The sequence below is a fragment of the Candidatus Nitrospira allomarina genome, from assembly GCF_032050975.1.
GTDB classification, from domain to species: Bacteria; Nitrospirota; Nitrospiria; order Nitrospirales; family UBA8639; genus Nitrospira_E; species Nitrospira_E allomarina.
Window position 1 is genome coordinate 3429291 of sequence record NZ_CP116967.1, and the last position, 17883, is coordinate 3447173.

Genomic DNA, 17883 nt, shown 5'->3' on the forward strand with positions numbered 1-17883 from the left:
CCCAGGAAAAAATTTCGTATGCTGTTGCACCATACACCACAGACTTTCCCTTCAGACCGGGCCAAAGTCCGCGTTCGACCACACCGACGGTTTGGAAAATGGCAGAAGCCTTTTCTTCTCGTCGCGTTCGTCACGGGATTTCTGCCGAATATCGCCATAGGAGAGCCATTCGTCCCCAAACAGGCGCGATCGATTTCCACCTCACCCTCGTATCTGCACCTCGTCGCCCAGAAACCTCTTGGTGCGGAAGAGCTCAATACCATCGCCGTCTTTGAAAAAGCCGCGCAGTCAGTGGTCTACATCACCAACACGGCGGTGCGTCGGGATATCTGGTCGCTTAATACCTTCGAAGTGCCGCAAGGGTCGGGATCCGGATTCATCTGGAACCGCCAAGGGCATATCGTCACCAATTACCACGTCATCTATGGCGCGGATTCCATACAAGTGGTGTTGGACGATCAATCCACAACTGACGCGCGCATCGTTGGCGTGGACCCTGATCATGATCTTGCCGTGCTCCAGATCACCGGCAAGGCCGAGTCACTTATGCCCTTGGAGATCGGCACCTCCCAGGACCTTCGCGTCGGTCAGCGCGTGTTGGCCATCGGCAATCCCTTCGGGCTGGATCACACCCTCACCACCGGTGTCGTCAGTGCGCTGGGTCGTTCAATCAAATCGGTGAACGACCGCACAATTGAGAACGCCATCCAAACCGATGCGGCCATCAACCCCGGAAATTCCGGTGGACCGCTCCTCAACAGCGCAGGAGAACTCATTGGCGTCAACACCCAGATAGTCAGTCCCAGTGGAGCCTACGCGGGCATCGGCTTTGCGGTGCCGGTCGACATTGTCAAACGTGTCGTCCCCCAACTCATTCAATATGGAAAAGTCATTCGCCCCGGTCTGGGCATCTCCCTCATCCCGGATTCCATCGCCGCCCGCTGGGGGATCAAAGGCCTGGTAATCGCCAAAGTCCTGCCGGGAAGTATGGCCGACAAAGCAGGCCTGCAAGGCTTGGAAGAAACCAAAACCGGCCGGATTCGCTTGGGTGATGTCATTACGAATATTAATGGAGAAGCGATACGCACCTATGACGACCTCGCCCGACTATTGGACCGGCATAATGTCGGAGATCGCATCAAACTCGGCATTCGCCGCAGCGGCAAAGAACAAACCCTCTCCCTCACACTCCAAGCCGTCCAATAAGCCATCGATCCAGGTCAACCTACGTCAACCGCGCAGGTGCTCATCAAGCATCCATCTTCGCATCATTCCTATCACCTTCAGATCAGCCACCCGGACCGACGCACAACTCAACAGGAGGGCAGTTGATAGGACGCCTGCCGGCTGGCCCCAGGGAGGGACGCTCTTCGCATTTAGCGGACCTTGTCTGAGCGGAGCGAGTTGGTCCGCCCCCAAGCCGAAAGCACTTGACCGATCTTCCCAGAAATATTCTTTATTTATTCCTTTCCTACTTTTCCCGACGCCTTCCGGGCAGCCCCAGAGGCGAACATCCGCACAAAATGGCGGGCCCTGTTTGAGCAGCGCGAGTTGGCCCGCCCTCCTACACTCGGTGTTTGCCTCTTGTAATATGGCTGAACGAGGCGTCAATGGGTTTGGCCACTTTGACCGAAACCAAAGTGGCTCGTCGTCCGGGGGCGAAACCCCGGAAGCTCTGAAAAGAGACGCACCAAGCCAGCGCTCCGCTCCCAGGCCGACCCCCTGGCATCCATCTATGTATGTATGTATGTATGCATGCACGACATTCGTAATCGAGCAACAATCTCTCCGCCTTATCATTCCTACGAGGTTCTAACAGGAATCTCCTTATTCCACCTGTACTTTCCCTACAAGGTTGGGTAGCATAAAAACACATCACAAAATTCTACACCTCAACTCCAAAGGAGTTCCTGTGTCGGAAATCATATTTTTGGTAGAAGATGCACCCGAAGGAGGAGTCACAGCACGGGCCTTGGGAGAATCAATTTTCACCGAAGCGGACTATATGGCCGAACTACATACGAAGGTTCGGGATGCGGTCAAATGCCACTTTGACGAAGATAAAGCCCCAAAAATCATTCGCCCTACACCACGTGCGAGAAGAAGTCATCGTGGCATGAAATTACCGCGTAACCTGCCTATTGTTTGAACAATACGCGCGTTGGCGTTGCACCGGCCGCCCAGTATTTCAGACTAGAGTTTATCCTCTTCGAGACGAGCGATACGACTTCATTATGCAAACCGATTCCCTCAACACGCTTCCATGGCCTCAAAACTTCCGGATGCGGTGATGCCTCAGCCGGTCCGCGCGAGATGGAGACCCTTGGAGGTATAATCTAAAAGAGGCCGGGAAAAGGCGTGAATAATCAATGAGGGTTCTTCTTGCTTCCCCTCAAGCATTCCCGACGATTAGTAGCGGAAAGCTATCTTAAATTTTTTGTTCAAAACCTAATGGAGATGATGCCGTGTCTGAAATAAATTCCGTGACATACCTAAAAGATTATCAGCAACCGGATTACTGGGTGACCCATGTGGACCTGACTGTGGATTTACGCGAGGGAGAGACGTTGGTCCGCGCCGTCCTACAGGTGAAAAAAAACGGGAATCATGCCAACCCGTTGGTTCTCGATGGCGAAGAACTCGAATTGCTGGAGGTCAAGCAGAACAATCTGCCTGTCGCGAAGGGAGCCAATCGGGCAGACGGCTACGTGATGAATCGAACATCCCTCTCGCTCCAGCCCACGCAGGATGCCTTTACGGTAAACACGCTGGTCAGAATTCATCCTGAACAGAACACGGCACTGGAAGGCCTGTATAAATCAGGAGGCAACTGGTGTACGCAATGCGAAGCGGAAGGGTTTCGGCGGATCACCTTTTTCCCTGACCGCCCCGATAATATGGCGACCTACAGCACCAGGATAATTGCGGATCAAATCGCCGCCCCGGTCCTGCTTTCTAACGGCAACCTCATCGATCAGGGGCAACTTGAAAATGGTCGTCATTATACGGTGTGGGAAGATCCCTTCCCCAAGCCCAGTTATTTGTTTGCCCTGGTCGCCGGGGATTTAGCCTGCCTGGATGATACCTACGTGACCGCAAGCGGTCGTCAGGTCATGTTGTGTATTTATGCGGCCCCCAAAGACCTCGATAAACTCGGGCACGCCATGGCCTCGCTGAAAAAAGCCATGAAATGGGACGAAGACGTGTATGGTCGTGAATATGATCTCGACTTGTTCAATATTGTCGCCGTGGACGATTTCAATATGGGGGCTATGGAAAACAAATCGCTGAATATCTTCAACACAAAGTATGTGTTGGCGCATCCCGATACGGCCACCGATGCGGACTATGAAGGCGTGGAAGGGGTGGTGGCGCATGAATACTTTCACAACTGGACCGGCAACCGGGTAACCTGCCGGGACTGGTTTCAGTTGTGTTTGAAAGAAGGGTTGACCGTTTTTAGAGATCAGGAATTTTCCGGGGACATGGGGTCACAAGCGGTCAATCGCATCGCCAACGTCAGAACTTTGCGCATGAGTCAATTCCCCGAAGATGCCGGGCCAATGGCGCACCCACCGAGACCGAATCAGTTTGTCACAATCAATAACTTTTACACCGCCACCGTCTACAGTAAGGGGGCTGAGCTCAATAGGATGTTGCATGCCTTATTGGGAAAAGAAGATTTCCGCAAAGCGTCGGATACATATTTCGAACGGTTCGACGGGCAAGCCGTCACCGTGGAGGACTGGGTGCGCTGCATGGAGGAGGCGTCCGGTCGGGACCTCACCCAGTTCATGCTGTGGTATACGCAAGCGGGGACGCCAAAGATCACAGCGCATTGGTCCCATGATCAGGCGACAAACAATTTCACACTCACGCTCGAGCAGCAGGTCCCCACCATCACCCATCAGTCCAACGGGCAACCCAGACACATTCCGGTGAAATTCGGGTTGGTGGGTCCTGATGGGCAGGATGTGGCTCAGGGTGTCCTTGAGCTCACTCAAGCGACGCATACCTTTACCTTTGAGAAGGTCCCACCCCATACGGTCCCTTCGCTGTTCCGGCATTTTTCGGCCCCGGTCAATCTGGAGGCTCCGTATACCGACGACCAATTGCGACATTTGATGGTCCATGACCGGGACGGATTTAATCAGTGGGAGGCAGGAAACCGGTTCCTGACCACGAATCTCATGGCACAGGTGGATCGCTATGAACATGGACAGGACATCATCGTGGGCGACGATGTCCTGGATTCGTTTCGTCGGATTCTGCAACGCGCGGACATGGACCAGGAACTCAAGAGCCTGGCCTTAAGTCTGCCCGTCTACCAGGAAATCGCGCCGCAACGAGAGGTCATTGATCCGCATGCCATCATCGCCGTTCGGAAGACCTTCTTAGAAACGCTCGGCCGTGAACTGCACGATGAATTTCTCGAGATGTACAACACCACGTATCATCCCGGCAAGCCGTACGATCGTGCAGATGCCGGTCGCCGCAGTCTACAAAATATCGCGCTCGGGTATTTATCGCATTCAGGAGATGCGGAAGTGGCCAAGCTGGCCGTCAGGCAATATAGCCAGGCCAACAATATGACGGACCGCTATGCCGCGCTGAATATCATCATCAATATGGACGAGGCGCAACCCTATCGGGATGGCGTGGCCCAACATTTCTACTATCAATTCGAACATGATGCGTTAGTCGTGGATAAATGGGTCGGAGCCTTCGCAAGATCCCAGGCGGATGATGTGTTACAAATCGTGAAATCCCTCACACAACATCAAGCCTTCACACATCCCACCCCGAACCGAATGCGAGCGTTATATGGAACCTTCTCACAGGCCAACCCCAAAGGCTTTCATGCAAAAGACGGATCAGGGTATGCCTTCGTCGCGGACTTTCTCATGGGACTGGATGCCAAAAACCCCCAAGTGGCCTCACGAATGATCGGGGCATTCGAAAAATTCAGGCAGCACCGAAAGGATCTACAAACCCACATGGAAGCACAACTTCGTCGCATAGCATCCATGGAAAGTCTGTCAACCGATCTCAGTGAAAAGCTGGAGCGGTATTTGGGGAAGGAAACCTATAGCCGGCTCAGAGCTGGAAAAGGGGATGCGCACACACCAACGCCGTCACAAACATAAAAGCCGTGTTGAGAACAGACAGAGCTCAAAGGTGACCGACCAAGCCCGCACTGTCACCTCGCCCATCGAAACGCAAGGGCTAAAAAGGTCCCACATTCCCACCACCTGCCAGTCAGCCAATCGGGCCGACGCGCTAATAAACAAGGGGGCTCGTTAATTCGACGCCTGCCGGCTGGCCCCAGGAGGGACGCTCTTATCCGTTGCGGACCTTGTCTGAGCCCGGCGAGTTGGTCCGCTCTTCAAAAAGTTTGTGGCCCTCCCCTCCAATGCGGCCAGACGGGGCGTCAATGGTTTTGGGTCCTTTTGCCGAAACAAAAGGACCTTGTCGTCCGGGGACGAAACCCCGGCATCTAAAAACATTCCAATTCTTTCCGACATTATTAATCAGACTTCCAACGCCCCAGCTGCAAGTTGGTCCACCATCCGTGAATTTGCCTCGGTAGGCTTTATTTTGATCCGACGCCTGTCGGCTGACTCATAGGAGGGTCGCTCTTCGCATTTAGCGGGCCTTGCCTGAGCCCCGCTTCACTTTTCCCATCTAATCCTCCCTGACCTGGTGGCATGGCCGAGCAGTCCAACAGGTCCGGGGAAAAAGGCGGGCAGTGTTTGAGCCCTTCGGCGTTGGTCAGGATAAACTCCGCGAGTTTGCCCGCCCCCAAGCCGAAACCCCTTGACCTATCCACCCATCACTATTCTTCATTTATTCCCTTTCTACTTTGTCTGACGCCTGCCGGCTGGCCCCAGAGAGGGACGCTCCTAGCATTTAGCGGCCCTTGTCTGAGCGGAGCGAGTTGGGCCGCTCTTCCAAAATTTAGCGTCTCTCCCCTCCAATGCGGCCAGCCGGGGCGTCAATGGTTTTGGCCACTTTTGCGGAAACAAAAGTGGCTCGTCGTCCGGGGACGAAACCCCGTCCCCAATGCCCCTGAAGCTTTCGTGTTTTACTTCCGACGCCTTCCGGGCAGCCTCAGAGGCAAACATCCGCACAAATTGGCGGGCCTTGTTTGAGCAGCGCGAGTTGGCCCGCCTTCTCACGGTCGGTGTTCGCCTCATGTAATATGGCTGAACGGAGCGTCAATGGTTTTGGGTCCTTTTCCCGAAAGAAAAGGACCTCGTCGTCCGGGGGCGAAACCCCGGAGGACCTCAAAATGAAAAGACACACCAACCAAAGCCTCCGCTCTCGGGTCGACCTCCGGCCCTACCAATTTCTGTACTTTATGCGAAAGGTTGGGTACATTCCAGAGTATCGGACGTTTCGCCCCCATGACACTCTCCTCCACTTTCTCATAAATAATAGGGATCTCCGGAGTCACGTTTTTCACGCCTCATCAGCCAAAATCCACCTTCAAAACCTTTTCCTTTAATGGGACACCTGAAGACTAGCCATTCATGAGAAAACCAAGTATGTTAGCATCGTGGAGAGTTACACATTCACTGAATATTTTGAAAAAGAAGTATTACGTAAACGTCCATATCTCAAAAAAGACTGGTGCATTCAAGTGGTAGAAAATCCATCTAAGAGCGAACCTCAAGAAGGAGATCGTTTTCGATTTTGGGGACCAATAGCTGAACTTAATGGCCGGATGTTACGTGTCATCACACTTGCCGATAAAAAGACAATTCACAATGCCTTTCATGATCGAGGATTCAGACCATGAAATTGAACTATTACCCAGACACAGATTCACTCTACATCGATCTGACCGAACACCCCAGCGTAGAAAGCCGGGAAGTATCGGAGGGAATTGTCCTGGATTATGACGCTGCAGGCAATCTGGTAGGCATTGATATTGATAATGCGAGTTCCAAGGTACATCTCAAGGAATTAACCTTAAACAAACTGCCAGCTTCCGTGCATTCCATAGCCGAATAACAGCCCGTTGGGCTTCCTCAAATCTGGCAGGAATCTACTTTCCCGTACTTCTCCCTTCAAGCCATATTTCTATCATAGCGCTCCCCCCTTCTTTCATGTGCATCTCTGAAAAATTCTCCTCCTATGTTTCGACGTCTTCCGGGCAGCCTCAGAGGCAAACATCCGCACAAATTGGCGGGCCTTGTGTGAGCCTCGCGAGTTGGCCCGCCTTCTTACACTCGGTGTTGGCCTCTTGTAATATGGCTGAACGGGGCGTCGTTTTGCATAGTGCGTCTCGAAGAGCGCGACCCTTGTTTGGTCACTTTTCCCGAAAGAAAAGGACCTCGTCGTCCGGGGACGAAACCCCGGAGGACCTCAAAAAGTAAAAGCCATCCCAAGCAAGCACTCCGTTCCCGGACTAACCCCCTAAACAAAAGGTCTGTGTATCATCAGAGCGTGAGATCAACGGATCAATCCGGATAAGCACATGTGATCCAGGGAAACCGACCGTATGGAATCGCCTATTCAGGTGGACAATAAAAAAAGGCAGGATCGTTACCCTATGAACTCGTGCCTTCTTCCACTGTAAAAACAGCAGACAACGGCGTCAGAATTCAAACCACGACTCCACGATTTTCCTCCAGGCCAGAAATTGCCGACCCACTCCCTGCATCAATGTGGTGTCCTTGTTTTCCAGCGCCGTATCCAGGCGGATCATTTCTCGTTGGAGTGTGTGTACCCCTTGAGCGTGAGGTGCGGCCCGCGGATCTTTTTCCCACTGGGCTAGTCCATGTTTGATATTGCCGACAGTCAGACGGGCGCTGGAATACAGTCCGTTTTGAATAAAATTTTTGGCCAAGGCTAGGTTGTCATAGATAATCAGGCGCGGGTCAGTGTTAACGCTTTCGTCCACAATGGCCCCTCGAAAGATTTCTCCTAAGGCGTGTTGAGTCTTCTCATAGTTTTGATTGGTAAGTTCCTGTTTCGCGGTCTTGAGGGCCGCCGCCAGCTTTCGGAGGTCAACGGAAAAATCAAGTTTCACGATGCCGGCATAGGTCTGTTTAATGTCAAATGACTGCAGGTGGCGGTACACGGTGTCATACTCGCTGAGAAGAAAGAGATCATCCAACACGGGCACGTAATAGTTTTTGTTCCCTTTTCGTGAAGTAAAGGTCACCTTTCCATACTTGAGTGTGGAGTCGACCTTCATCGAAGGCAGGTCACGTGTGAGCTGAACAACCAGCGCTTCGGCCTGTTCGATATGGTGGAGGGCGTCGTCCGGCAGATCGATATCCAGGGCTAAAAACGCAATATTAATATGGCCCATCATGTTATGGACTTCCAAACCCGTAGCAGACCTGTTCGGTGCCAAGGGTGACCCCGCCGCCGGTTCCACAGGATGTTGGGAGCCTGGTGTATCTCCATAGGCGGGTGGCCCACAGATGAGAAAGCCCAACGCAACCATAAGAAATGATTTCTTTATCATAAAAAAACGTTCGTTGAGGATAAAGATTACGCCTGCCGCTACTACCGTAAAGCCTTCACAAGCGATTCTCCAGGCAGCCGATAACGCCTAGCAGGGCGAAGGGCACGCCTTCCATATTCCAATCGTAAGCCGTATCGTGAAGAAAACAATGACTACTGGTGCAATAGAATGGGCGATAAAGTTTGGAAGCGGTGTGTCCGAACCTAACAAGGGGAACCGCGATCCCTCAAACCAACCCTACTGGACAAGCCAACCTCCCACTACTAGCAAGAACCCTTGCCCTTCCCCAAACTAATCCCCTGACCAGGTAGCATGACCGAGCCGTGCACCCGGTCCCAACATTCGCTCCCCCATCATTACTCTAGTTCTCTCTCTTTCTTGAAAACTTCTGAATGCTGGATCTCCTGAATGATCCGACGCCTGCCGGCTGGCCCCAGGGAGGGACGCTCTTAGAATTTAGCGGACCGTGTTTGAGCGGAGCGAGTTGGGCCGCTCCTCTCAGGTTAGCGTCCCTCCCCTCCAATAAGGCCAGACGGGGCGTCAATGGTTTTGGGTCCTTTTGCCGAAACAAAAGGACCTCGCCGTCCGGGGACGAAACCCCGAAAACTCTGAGAGACGCACCATGCAAGCGCCCCGCCACCGGGACGCCCCCCGTCCCTATCAAATTCTGTACTTTATGCAAACGGTTGGGTACATTCCTCATACAACGAACTCTTTGTGGCGCAAAAGAAAGGACCCATCCCTCTCAACGGCAAAACAACTGGAGGAACACGTGATGAACTACCACCAGCACCTGATTCGTGATCCCCAAATCTGTGGGGGAGAATTAGTGATCAAAGGCACACGAGTGACCGTGCGCACCATTCTCGTAAGTTTGGCCGAAGGCGCCACCATCGACGAAATCCTCAAGGACTTTCCGACGGTGACAGAACCCGCTGTGCGTGCTGTCATCGCCTTTGCGGCCACATCAGCAGAAGAGGACCTCCTGTTACCCAGCGTACCGAGTATTTCGTAAAGATCAAACTCGATGAAAACCTTCCAGTTCGGCTTGCTCGTGCTCTGGAGAAACTGGGACATGATACCGATACCATTCCCGAAGAAGGCTTGACTGGCCGGAGTGATCTTCACATTGAGTCACCCACCCCCCCACCCTCGCTACACAGCACAACCTCGGAAGAAGGAAAGAATGGGCAATAAACAGGCAAATAAAAGGCCCAGAAAAATCCCTGATCATTCCGTGGCGATGCGTAGAAAAGTCTTTCAGGGAATGAAATGAAGGACTGGCTTTTCCAGGTGGAATCTCCGCTGGGTTTCACGATCCGGTGTACACAAGACTACTGGACATTTATCGTTTCAGAGAAGCACCCTGTTTTACGTGGAAGGGAAAATGAAATTCAGCAAATACTCAAGGAACCCACTGAAATTCGTCGAAGTAAAAAAGACCCAAACGTCATATTATTCTATGGTGTGTCTCAGGCGCGATGGCTTTGCGCGGTTGTCAGAAAGGAAAACGGGACAGGATTCTTGATTACAGCCTATCCAACCGACATAATAAAGACAGGAGAACCAATATGGACAAAATCAAAGTAATTCATGACACAGTGGGCCATACCTTAACAGTATGGTTAGATGATCCTGCCCTAGAGCATGTCTGCGAAGAAACGAATGAAGAAGTCATTCTCATAAAGGATAAAGCCGGTCATGTGATCGGGTTTGAAAAGCTTCATTACACACCTTCAAACTCACAAAAAAGACTTGCCGTTGAAACTGTAGTTCAGACCGGCCCTTAAACAACCGGGAGCATAGGACATTAATACGCCATGCCGCCTGCTCATAGTTAAAAGGGTTTTCCGGAAACCTCCATTTACCCTCTCACCTTACCGCGCAGCCCTATCATCTGCGCCATCCATCTTTTCAACTCCGTCATTCCTCCGGTCATCCCCTTTTCATGGAAGTCCCCGAAAGGTTCGTCTCCTAGTGTTCCGACGCCTGCCGGCTGGCCCCAGGGAGGGACGCTCTTCGCATCTAGCGGCCCTTGTTTGAGCCTGGCGAGTTGGGCCGCTCTTTTCAGGATTGGCGTCCCTCCTTTCTAATCATGCCAGACGGGGCGTCAATGGTTTTGGGTCCTTTTGCCGAAACAAAAGGACCTCGTCAACCGGGGGCGAAACCCCGGATTGGCCTGAAAAAGGGAGAGCCGGGACCACACATACCTGCGACCATTACCAGCGTGGAAAATATCCGAATTCCCTATCTTCCCCTTTAATAGTATGTCGCAGGGTCTCTACTCAGATTTCCAGGTTAATGCTCATAGAACATTAGGAAACCTTCAAGTACAATATGGACATGACACCTAAAAAGATTGGGGGCAATCAGCATCTTGAGCCAACTTGCCTTGTGAAGGTTCCCAAAAATTGAATGAATCTTGTTGAAACCCAAATGCCACATTGCCCTCAATCTGTTAAAAGGGGTCATAAAAACAAAGGAGTGACGTATGGAACCCAGTCCACAGAAAATCATTGAAGACGCCATGCAATTAGAACCCGAGAGTCGGGCCTTTGTTGCCGAATCTCTCTTACAAAGTTTGGATTTTGAGGAAGACTTTTCATTATCTGAGGAATGGAAGCACGAAATCCGAAGACGATGCGAAGAGATAGATAGTGGGCAAGCAGCCTTAATCGAGGGAAAGAAGGTGCTTTCTCAACTCCGTAAAAAATACCCTTCATGACAATTCGCTGGCAGCCAGATACAGTAGAAGAAGTAGGTGCTATTGCGGCTTTTTATCAAGAGAAACAACCGGGACTTGAACAGCGATTTCTAGCTGTTTAAGAAGATGCCCTTCGGCGAATAGAACGACGTCCCCACATGTATCAAGCGATCGAACAAGGCATTCGACGATAAAGGCTACCGCGTTTCGCCTATGGCGTTATTTTTCGTGTACGATCTGAGCACGTCGAAATCATAGCGGTCATGCATTTACACCGACAGCCTGGTTACTGGCAAACGCGAGGCTCGGTGAAATAGTCCACAGCTCTCGCACCACCAGTATCCGCCTTTTCTCATCTCCGCACTTCCTTCCGTCCTCTCACTTTGTTGCAAATTTATGAATAGTTCGTCTCCCATGCCCCGACGCCTGCCGTTTGCCGCAAAGGAGGGACGCTCTTCTCAGTTAGCGGACCGTGTTTGAGCGCAGCGAGTTGGTCCGCCCTCCCCTTCGTCATCCTTGACATTCGATCGGAAATCCATCTTCCTTTTTTTTCTGATCCTCCCTGACCTAGTGGCATGGCCGAGCCGTGCAACCGGTCCCGGGAAAAAGGCGGGCAGTGTTTGAGCCCTTCGGCGTTGGCTCAGGATAAACTCCGCGAGTTTGCCCGCCGCCGGAGCCGGTGAACCGCGGAGGACACCCGAAGGGCCATGCCACGGTCAAGATGGTTTTGGGTCCTTTTGCCGAAACAAAAAGCCTGTCCTGAGCCCGGTCGAAGGAGACCTCGTCGTACGGGGACGAAACCCCGGCATCTAGAAAACTTTCCCATCTCCACCTTGAGCCGGCAACCATCCCCAACTTATCCCTCAGTTGAGCTTTGCTATTTTTGGGAACTGGTCTTAAGAATGGGGAAAGAGCCCAATAATGGGCAAATGGCCTGAACTGGCGCCATCATATAGAAAGGAGCCGCTTGAGCAGGATGTCTTCGATATTCTGGCGTGAGTCAAGGACAGAAAGAACAAAAACCTTGTGCCCTGAAATTCGATAGATGATTCTCCATGGAGACACGATCAGTTCACGATATTGCAACACCCCTTGGGCATGGAGTTCTGGGATAATTCGGCCTCGCATTGGCGCCTGATAGAGTCTTGAAGCAGATTTGGTAAGTTTTCGGAGAATCTGCAAGGCCCGGGGAACGCTGTCTTCTGCGAGGTAAGAAACAATCGCCTGCAAGTCATTTTCCGCAATTTCCGCCCAAATGACCTCATAAACCTGTTTCATCGTCCCTGCAATCGAGACGCTAATTTCTTGAATACCTCAGCTTGTGTTCGAGTCTTGCCCCGTTTAATATCTTCTTCTCCTTGTGAAATCAGCTTTAACAGGCCAAGGGCATTTCTCATATCCTCATAGCTTTGGGGATCCTGTAGGACGGCCTTGGGTTCACCATTTTGTGTAATCACGACGGGGCGATGGGTATGGTTTACTTGATCTAATAACGCGGCCGCATTCGCTTTGAGATAAGTAATCGGTTTGATGTCTGACGTAATTTTCATACAAGGCCTCCTCGGTCCTTAAAGCGTACCATATTCAGTCTGGCACTTACAGGGAAAAACTCTCCCAATACCACATGAGTGCACACCGGGTGACTGTTCAATAAAGTGGGGGCACCCATTTTCTTAAACTTGACCCGGTGAATTCCTCCTGACCTCGGGCTTTCACCTTGTTTCTTCCCAAATCACCACCTGCAGGTCGACCACCAGGGCTGCCGCTTATTTGTTAGGTGGACCGTGTTTGAGCCCTTCGGCGTTGGCTCAGGATAAACTCCGCGAGTTTGACTCCCACCCTCATGGGAATCCCACAAAGATTTCTCTCCTACTTTGTCCGACGCCTTCCGGGCAGCCTCAGAGGCAAACATCCGCACAAATGGGCGGGCCTTGTTTGAGCATCGCGAGTTGGCCCGCCTTCCTACACTCGGTGTTTGCCTCTTGTAATATGGCTGAACGGGGCGTCAATGGGTTTGGCCACTTTGACCCAAACCAAAGTGGCTCGTCGTCCGGGGGCGAAACCCCGAATTCCTTACCCTCGACTTCGAGCCGACCCAACGCCAGCCCGTTTTCGCTTGACTGGTCTTGATCGAAGAAGGGGGAAACGGTATCGTGTCAGGAGGTCCCTCACATGACCGGGCAACCTATCATGCAAACCATACGCGAACAAATCGAAGCGAAGCGCGACAACATTCTTGCTCTAGCGGCCTCGCATGGAGCTCACAACATTCGTCTATTCGGCTCCGTCCTCAGAGGCGAAGCCACTGGCCGAAGCGACGTCGATTTTCTCGTACAGATGGATGAGGGACGCACCCTGTTAGATTTGATAGGGCTGTCACAAGATCTGGAAGAACTCCTTCATTGCAAGGTCGATGTGGTAACCGACCGCGGGATCAGTCCATACCTCAAGGAACGCATTACTGCCGAAGCCGCTCCCCTATGAAAGATGATCGTATGTATCTCCTCCACATCCGGGATGCTCTTGGCAATATTCGAGAGTATACGACACCCGGGCGTGAGGCGTTCTTTAACGACCGGAAAACTCAGGACGCAGTCATACGCAATTTAGAAATCATCGGCGAAGCGGTCAAGCATATGTCCGCGTCACTGAAAGCCACACACAACACCATCGCTTGGAAACAAATAGCCGGCATGCGAGACAGACTCATTCACGATTATTTTGGCGTCGACCTCAATCTTGTCTGGGATGTCGTGGCCAGCGAACTACCCCAACTTGAGCGCAAAACAAATCAGATTCTCGGCCATCCAGAAAAGCCGACCGGACCCAATTCATAAGCAACCCACACAAGAGTAAACCATTTTCCTCCGTCCTTCCTCCACTCTCCCTTAGGATTCCCTAACAAATTCTTCCCCTATGCCCCGACGCCTGCCGGCTGGCCCCAGGGAGGGACGCTCTTCGCAGCTAGCGGCCCTTGTTTGAGCGGAGCGAGTTGGGCCGCTCTTTGTATCTTTGGCGTCCCTCCCCTCCAATAAGGCCAGACGGGGGCGTCGTTCGAGTCCGTAACCCCGTCCCCAATACCCCTGAAGTTTTCGTACTTTACCTTCCGACGCCTTCCGGGCAGCCTTAGAGGCAAACATCCGCACAAATGGGCGGGCCTTGTTTGAGCATCGCGAGTTGGCCCGCCTTCCTACACCCGGTGTTTGCCTCTTGTAATATGGCTGAACGGGGCGTCAATGGTTTTGGGTCCTTTTGCCAAAACAAAAGGACCTCGTCGTACGGGGACGAAACCCCGCCTCCCCGCTCTTGAAATCTCAATGCCCCCTTCGCGACCCCAATCCGGACCAATCCTAAAAACACATATTTAGCTGAGAATTTTCCCCAATTTTAGTTATCAGAACGTCGAATATTCACCCTCGAAATTTCGCGGCAGAAGTCCTGAAGCTTCGCGCCCCAAATTTTTTTACATCTCATCCGCGATTCTCCGAAGAATCTTCTGAGAAAAATTTCCACTAAATTTAATCCAAAAAAGATCTCCCTCATTTTTGTCAAACAGATCGAATGCCTTCAATCCAAAAATTTTTTCTGTACTTAAATGGATGTCTGAGGTACATTTCCAGAAATCAACCTTGATCCAGCACGCCAAACCATTTGGATATTACCTGAACTACCCCCAACAGGTTTATGCCAACGCCTCATCCCCACCCTCACAAATCCATAGCCGATGCTCTATTCCAGGGTGAGAATCTTTCTCAGGGGAAAGAGGTCTTCATCCTTCAAAACTGTTTGAACAAAACTGGCACATCTCGAATTAACTCAAGTACCAAGCATGCAACCGAAAAGGGCATTTATGAAATTAGAAAGTACTATTGGCCATGCAAACCCAAAAAGCAACGAGCTTACATTTGTTGATGCAAACGAACTCGTTCGCAGCTTTTGCGAGCAACGAAACTGGCGGCAGTTTCATAAGCCGAAAGACTTAGCTATTGGGGTTGTCACGGAAGGCGCAGAACTTCTCGACTTGTTCAGGTTTAAAAGTGAACTGGAAGTTGAAGCTCTACTTTCCCACAAACGGACACGGGAAATGATTGCGGATGAAATGGCTGATGTTCAGTTCTTTCTACTTCGATTAAGTGAAATAACCGGCATCAACTTAGGCGATGCCTTACGAAAAAAAATCAGAAAGAACCGAAGTAAGTACCCAGTGAAAAAAGCTAAGGGATCTAACCGAAAATATAACGAAAGCTGAGGGTAAATGCGACTCTATTCTTCTACCTCAGTTGACTTTGTAAGTGATGCGAATCGTAATCAGATCGCAGAAAAACTTCGACGGTCGTTTTTTGAATCCTACAGATATAATCCTTCTGAAAATGAAGTACGATCCTGGAAAAATTCATTGCGTGCCATGTCCGGGGTTGTGACTACAGCAGGACTTAAAGACAACGGCATCATGATCGAATACCAGTTGCCTCTGACCTCTAAAAGGCTTGATTTTATTATTACCGGGCAAGATCAAACAGGCCGCGAAAACGCGGCTATTGTTGAACTAAAACAATGGGAAAAGACCAAGCATAATGCAGGCGAGACACTTTTGACGTTTATAGGTGGAGGTGAGCGGCCTGTCCTTCATCCATCCGTTCAGGTAGGACATTATAAAATGTATCTGGGCGATACCCATACCGCATTTCATCAAGAAGCTAACCCTGTCCACCTCAGTGCCTGCTCCTATCTACACAACTATCAGGAAATTGAAGAAGATCCCTTGTTCAACTCTTCCTTTGATACGTGGTTAGATCAATACCCAGTATTTACCATGAGTAAGACTGATAGGTTATGCGAATACCTTTACGCCCACACAGGAAAAGGAAAAGGCGACACGATACTAAAAAAAATAGAATCGGGAAACTACAAGCCCAGCAAAAAGCTGATGGAACATGTTGCTGGTGTAATCGAAGGGGAACCTTCGTATGTGTTACTAGATGAGCAATTAATAGTGTTTGAAAGAGTATTGGCACGCTCAAGGCGAATGGAAGAACAGGGCAAAGGTGTTCTTATCATTAAGGGTGGTCCTGGGACAGGAAAATCAGTCATTGCGATCAACCTAATGGCAAGGCTCCTGCGCGAGAGCCGAAACGTCCATTACACAACAGGCTCTAGAGCTTTTACGGAAACACTACGAAAAGTTATAGGGCGCCGAGGATCAACCCAGTTTAAATATTTCAATAGTTATATGGGAGAAGAGGAAGAACTAATCGACATTATGATTGCGGACGAGTCCCATAGAATTAGGACGACAAGTAATAGTCGCTTTACTCCAAAGGGGAAACGTTCAAACACTTCCCAGATAGATGAACTCTTAAGCGTTTCCCGATTATGTGTGTTTTTTATAGACGACGCACAGATAGTTCGGCCCAACGAAATTGGCTCAGTAGATCACATAAAGCGTGCATCCGAAGCCCAGGGTATACCATACGAGGAATACCAGCTTGAGGCCCAATTCCGTTGCGGTGGTTCTGACGGATTTCTAAATTGGGTTGACAACACCTTAGAGATTCGGCGAACGGCGAATATCATCTGGGAGGGAGCGGAAGGCTTTCAGTTTAAAATCTTCGACAGTCCAAAAGCCTTAGAAGACGCGATTCGGGAGAAGGCATCCAAGGGAAATTCTGCCAGGGTAGTGGCTGGTTTCTGTTGGAAATGGTCCCCTGCACGAAAAGATGGAACCCTTGAAGAGGATGTTGTCATTGGGGACTTCAAACGCCCTTGGGATGCCAAACCTGGAGCCAAGAAACTCGCCAAGGGAATCCCCCCAGCCGAGCTATGGGCATATGATCCCGGGGGGCTTGATCAGGTTGGCTGCGTATACACTGCACAAGGTTTCGAGTTTGATTATGTCGGGGTCATTTTTGGGCGAGATTTAGTTTACAGATTTGATGATGGTGGTTGGAAAGGGGACAGGAAAGAGTCTGCAGATTCTGTGGTGAAGCGCTCCAAGGAAAGCTTTGTTGATCTCGTCAAGAATACTTATCGAGTTTTACTCAGCCGGGGAATAAAGGGCTGTTACGTCCACTTCATGGATAAGGAAACTGAACGTTTTTTTAAAAGTCGAATGGACTTACAGTCCACACTTGAAAAAGCTGTTACTACAGATGACTGGATGCCAACAATTATCGAACAGCCTGGGGAAAAGGCCTATAGAGAATATCTTCCTCTTTTGGCGCTTGAAGCTGCAGCAGGATACTTTGGGAAAGAAAGTGATACGAGCCCTGTTGGTTGGGTAAAAGTATCGGGCAGAAAGTTAAATGTTCGAATGTTTGTGGCAAAAGTTGTGGGGGATTCCATGGCTCCCAAGATTTTGGATGGGACTTATTGCCTTTTCGAATATGGCCCGGAAGGCACAAGGAATGGGCAGATTGTGCTAGCCGAACACAAGGGCTTTCATGAAATAGACACTAATTCCAGCTATTCGATCAAATACTACTTCTCTGAAAAACAAGTCCTAGAAGATAGTTGGACGCATCGAAGAATCGTCCTTAAGCCAGCAAACAAGAATTATCAAGAAATTGAAATTCCAGAAGAGCGGGCCGACGAATTTAGGATAGTTGCCCTTTACAGGGGAACTATCAATTTGGATTCGGTGGACACCTAAGCGACTGCTCCAGTGGAACAAGCAGAGGCTTCTCAAATGAAAATGTAC

At 50.7% G+C, this 17883-nt stretch carries 15 protein-coding genes and 1 pseudogene; 12 read left to right on the forward strand and 4 right to left on the reverse strand.

The window, feature by feature from the left end; translation table 11 throughout:
* The first annotated feature begins 18 nt into the window (after positions 1 to 18).
* The 3 genes and pseudogenes from PP769_RS15200 (at position 19) to pepN (ending at position 5147) form a co-directional block, all read left to right on the forward strand.
* On the forward strand, positions 19 to 1206 hold the full coding sequence (locus PP769_RS15200; RefSeq protein ID WP_312641640.1) for a S1C family serine protease: 1188 nt from the start codon (positions 19 to 21) through the stop codon (positions 1204 to 1206).
* A 706-nt stretch (positions 1207 to 1912) separates the two neighbouring features.
* Positions 1913 to 2120 (forward strand): annotated as a pseudogene (locus PP769_RS15205) (2-oxoisovalerate dehydrogenase).
* A 345-nt stretch (positions 2121 to 2465) separates the two neighbouring features.
* Positions 2466 to 5147 carry an aminopeptidase N gene (gene pepN / locus PP769_RS15210; protein WP_312641644.1) on the forward strand — a complete coding sequence of 894 codons (2682 nt, stop codon included), beginning with the start codon at positions 2466 to 2468 and terminating at the stop codon, positions 5145 to 5147.
* A gap of 446 nt (positions 5148 to 5593) precedes the next feature.
* Here the strand turns inward: pepN and PP769_RS15215 are convergent, their stop codons facing one another.
* A complete protein-coding gene (locus tag PP769_RS15215; RefSeq protein ID WP_312641646.1) occupies positions 5594 to 5830 on the reverse strand; it encodes a hypothetical protein in 237 nt (78 codons plus the stop codon).
* Positions 5831 to 6798: 968 nt separating this feature from the next.
* Between PP769_RS15215 and PP769_RS15220 the strand changes: the two genes are divergently transcribed.
* Positions 6799 to 7017 (forward strand): DUF2283 domain-containing protein, encoded by a 219-nt coding sequence (locus PP769_RS15220; protein ID WP_312641648.1) that lies wholly within the window; start codon positions 6799 to 6801, stop codon positions 7015 to 7017.
* 586 nt (positions 7018 to 7603) lie between these two features.
* Here the strand turns inward: PP769_RS15220 and PP769_RS15225 are convergent.
* Positions 7604 to 8482, reverse strand: coding sequence for a YfdX family protein (locus tag PP769_RS15225; RefSeq protein ID WP_312641650.1), 879 nt, complete (start codon positions 8480 to 8482; stop codon positions 7604 to 7606).
* A 775-nt stretch (positions 8483 to 9257) separates the two neighbouring features.
* Between PP769_RS15225 and PP769_RS15230 the strand changes: the two genes are divergently transcribed.
* The 4 genes from PP769_RS15230 to PP769_RS15240 all read left to right on the forward strand — a co-directional run bounded on the left by PP769_RS15230 (position 9258) and on the right by PP769_RS15240 (position 11207).
* Positions 9258 to 9497, forward strand: a complete 240-nt coding sequence (locus PP769_RS15230; protein ID WP_312641652.1) for a DUF433 domain-containing protein — start codon at positions 9258 to 9260, stop codon at positions 9495 to 9497.
* A gap of 2 nt (positions 9498 to 9499) precedes the next feature.
* Entirely contained in the window at positions 9500 to 9679 is a 180-nt protein-coding gene (locus tag PP769_RS19810) for a DUF5615 family PIN-like protein (RefSeq protein WP_376753452.1), read from the forward strand.
* A 374-nt stretch (positions 9680 to 10053) separates the two neighbouring features.
* On the forward strand, positions 10054 to 10272 hold the full coding sequence (locus PP769_RS15235) for a DUF2283 domain-containing protein (RefSeq protein WP_312641654.1): 219 nt from the start codon (positions 10054 to 10056) through the stop codon (positions 10270 to 10272).
* Between the two features lie 701 nt (positions 10273 to 10973).
* Entirely contained in the window at positions 10974 to 11207 is a 234-nt protein-coding gene (locus PP769_RS15240) for an addiction module protein (RefSeq protein WP_312641656.1), read from the forward strand.
* Positions 11208 to 12134: 927 nt separating this feature from the next.
* On the opposite strand, the gene PP769_RS15245 is transcribed toward PP769_RS15240, so the two are convergent.
* Together PP769_RS15245 and PP769_RS15250 are read right to left on the reverse strand one after the other, a co-directional pair.
* Complete coding sequence (locus PP769_RS15245; protein ID WP_312641658.1) at positions 12135 to 12464, reverse strand: type II toxin-antitoxin system RelE/ParE family toxin; 330 nt, start codon at positions 12462 to 12464, stop codon at positions 12135 to 12137.
* The gene (locus tag PP769_RS15250) at positions 12461 to 12736 is read right to left on the reverse strand and encodes a type II toxin-antitoxin system Phd/YefM family antitoxin (RefSeq protein ID WP_312641660.1); all 276 of its coding nucleotides are present in this window, start codon (positions 12734 to 12736) and stop codon (positions 12461 to 12463) included. Before PP769_RS15250 ends, PP769_RS15245 begins: the two co-directional genes overlap by 4 nt.
* 622 nt (positions 12737 to 13358) lie before the next feature.
* Here PP769_RS15250 and PP769_RS15255 point away from each other — a divergent pair.
* The 4 genes from PP769_RS15255 (at position 13359) to PP769_RS15270 (ending at position 17835) form a co-directional block, all read left to right on the forward strand.
* Complete coding sequence (locus tag PP769_RS15255; RefSeq protein WP_312641661.1) at positions 13359 to 13670, forward strand: nucleotidyltransferase family protein; 312 nt, start codon at positions 13359 to 13361, stop codon at positions 13668 to 13670.
* Positions 13667 to 14023, forward strand: a complete 357-nt coding sequence (locus tag PP769_RS15260; RefSeq protein WP_312641662.1) for a HepT-like ribonuclease domain-containing protein — start codon at positions 13667 to 13669, stop codon at positions 14021 to 14023. Before PP769_RS15255 ends, PP769_RS15260 begins: the two co-directional genes overlap by 4 nt.
* A gap of 1013 nt (positions 14024 to 15036) precedes the next feature.
* Entirely contained in the window at positions 15037 to 15435 is a 399-nt protein-coding gene (locus PP769_RS15265) for a nucleotide pyrophosphohydrolase (protein WP_312641663.1), read from the forward strand.
* Positions 15436 to 15441: 6 nt separating this feature from the next.
* Positions 15442 to 17835 carry a DNA/RNA helicase domain-containing protein gene (locus tag PP769_RS15270; protein ID WP_312641664.1) on the forward strand — a complete coding sequence of 798 codons (2394 nt, stop codon included), beginning with the start codon at positions 15442 to 15444 and terminating at the stop codon, positions 17833 to 17835.
* The last annotated feature ends 48 nt before the right edge of the window (positions 17836 to 17883 follow it).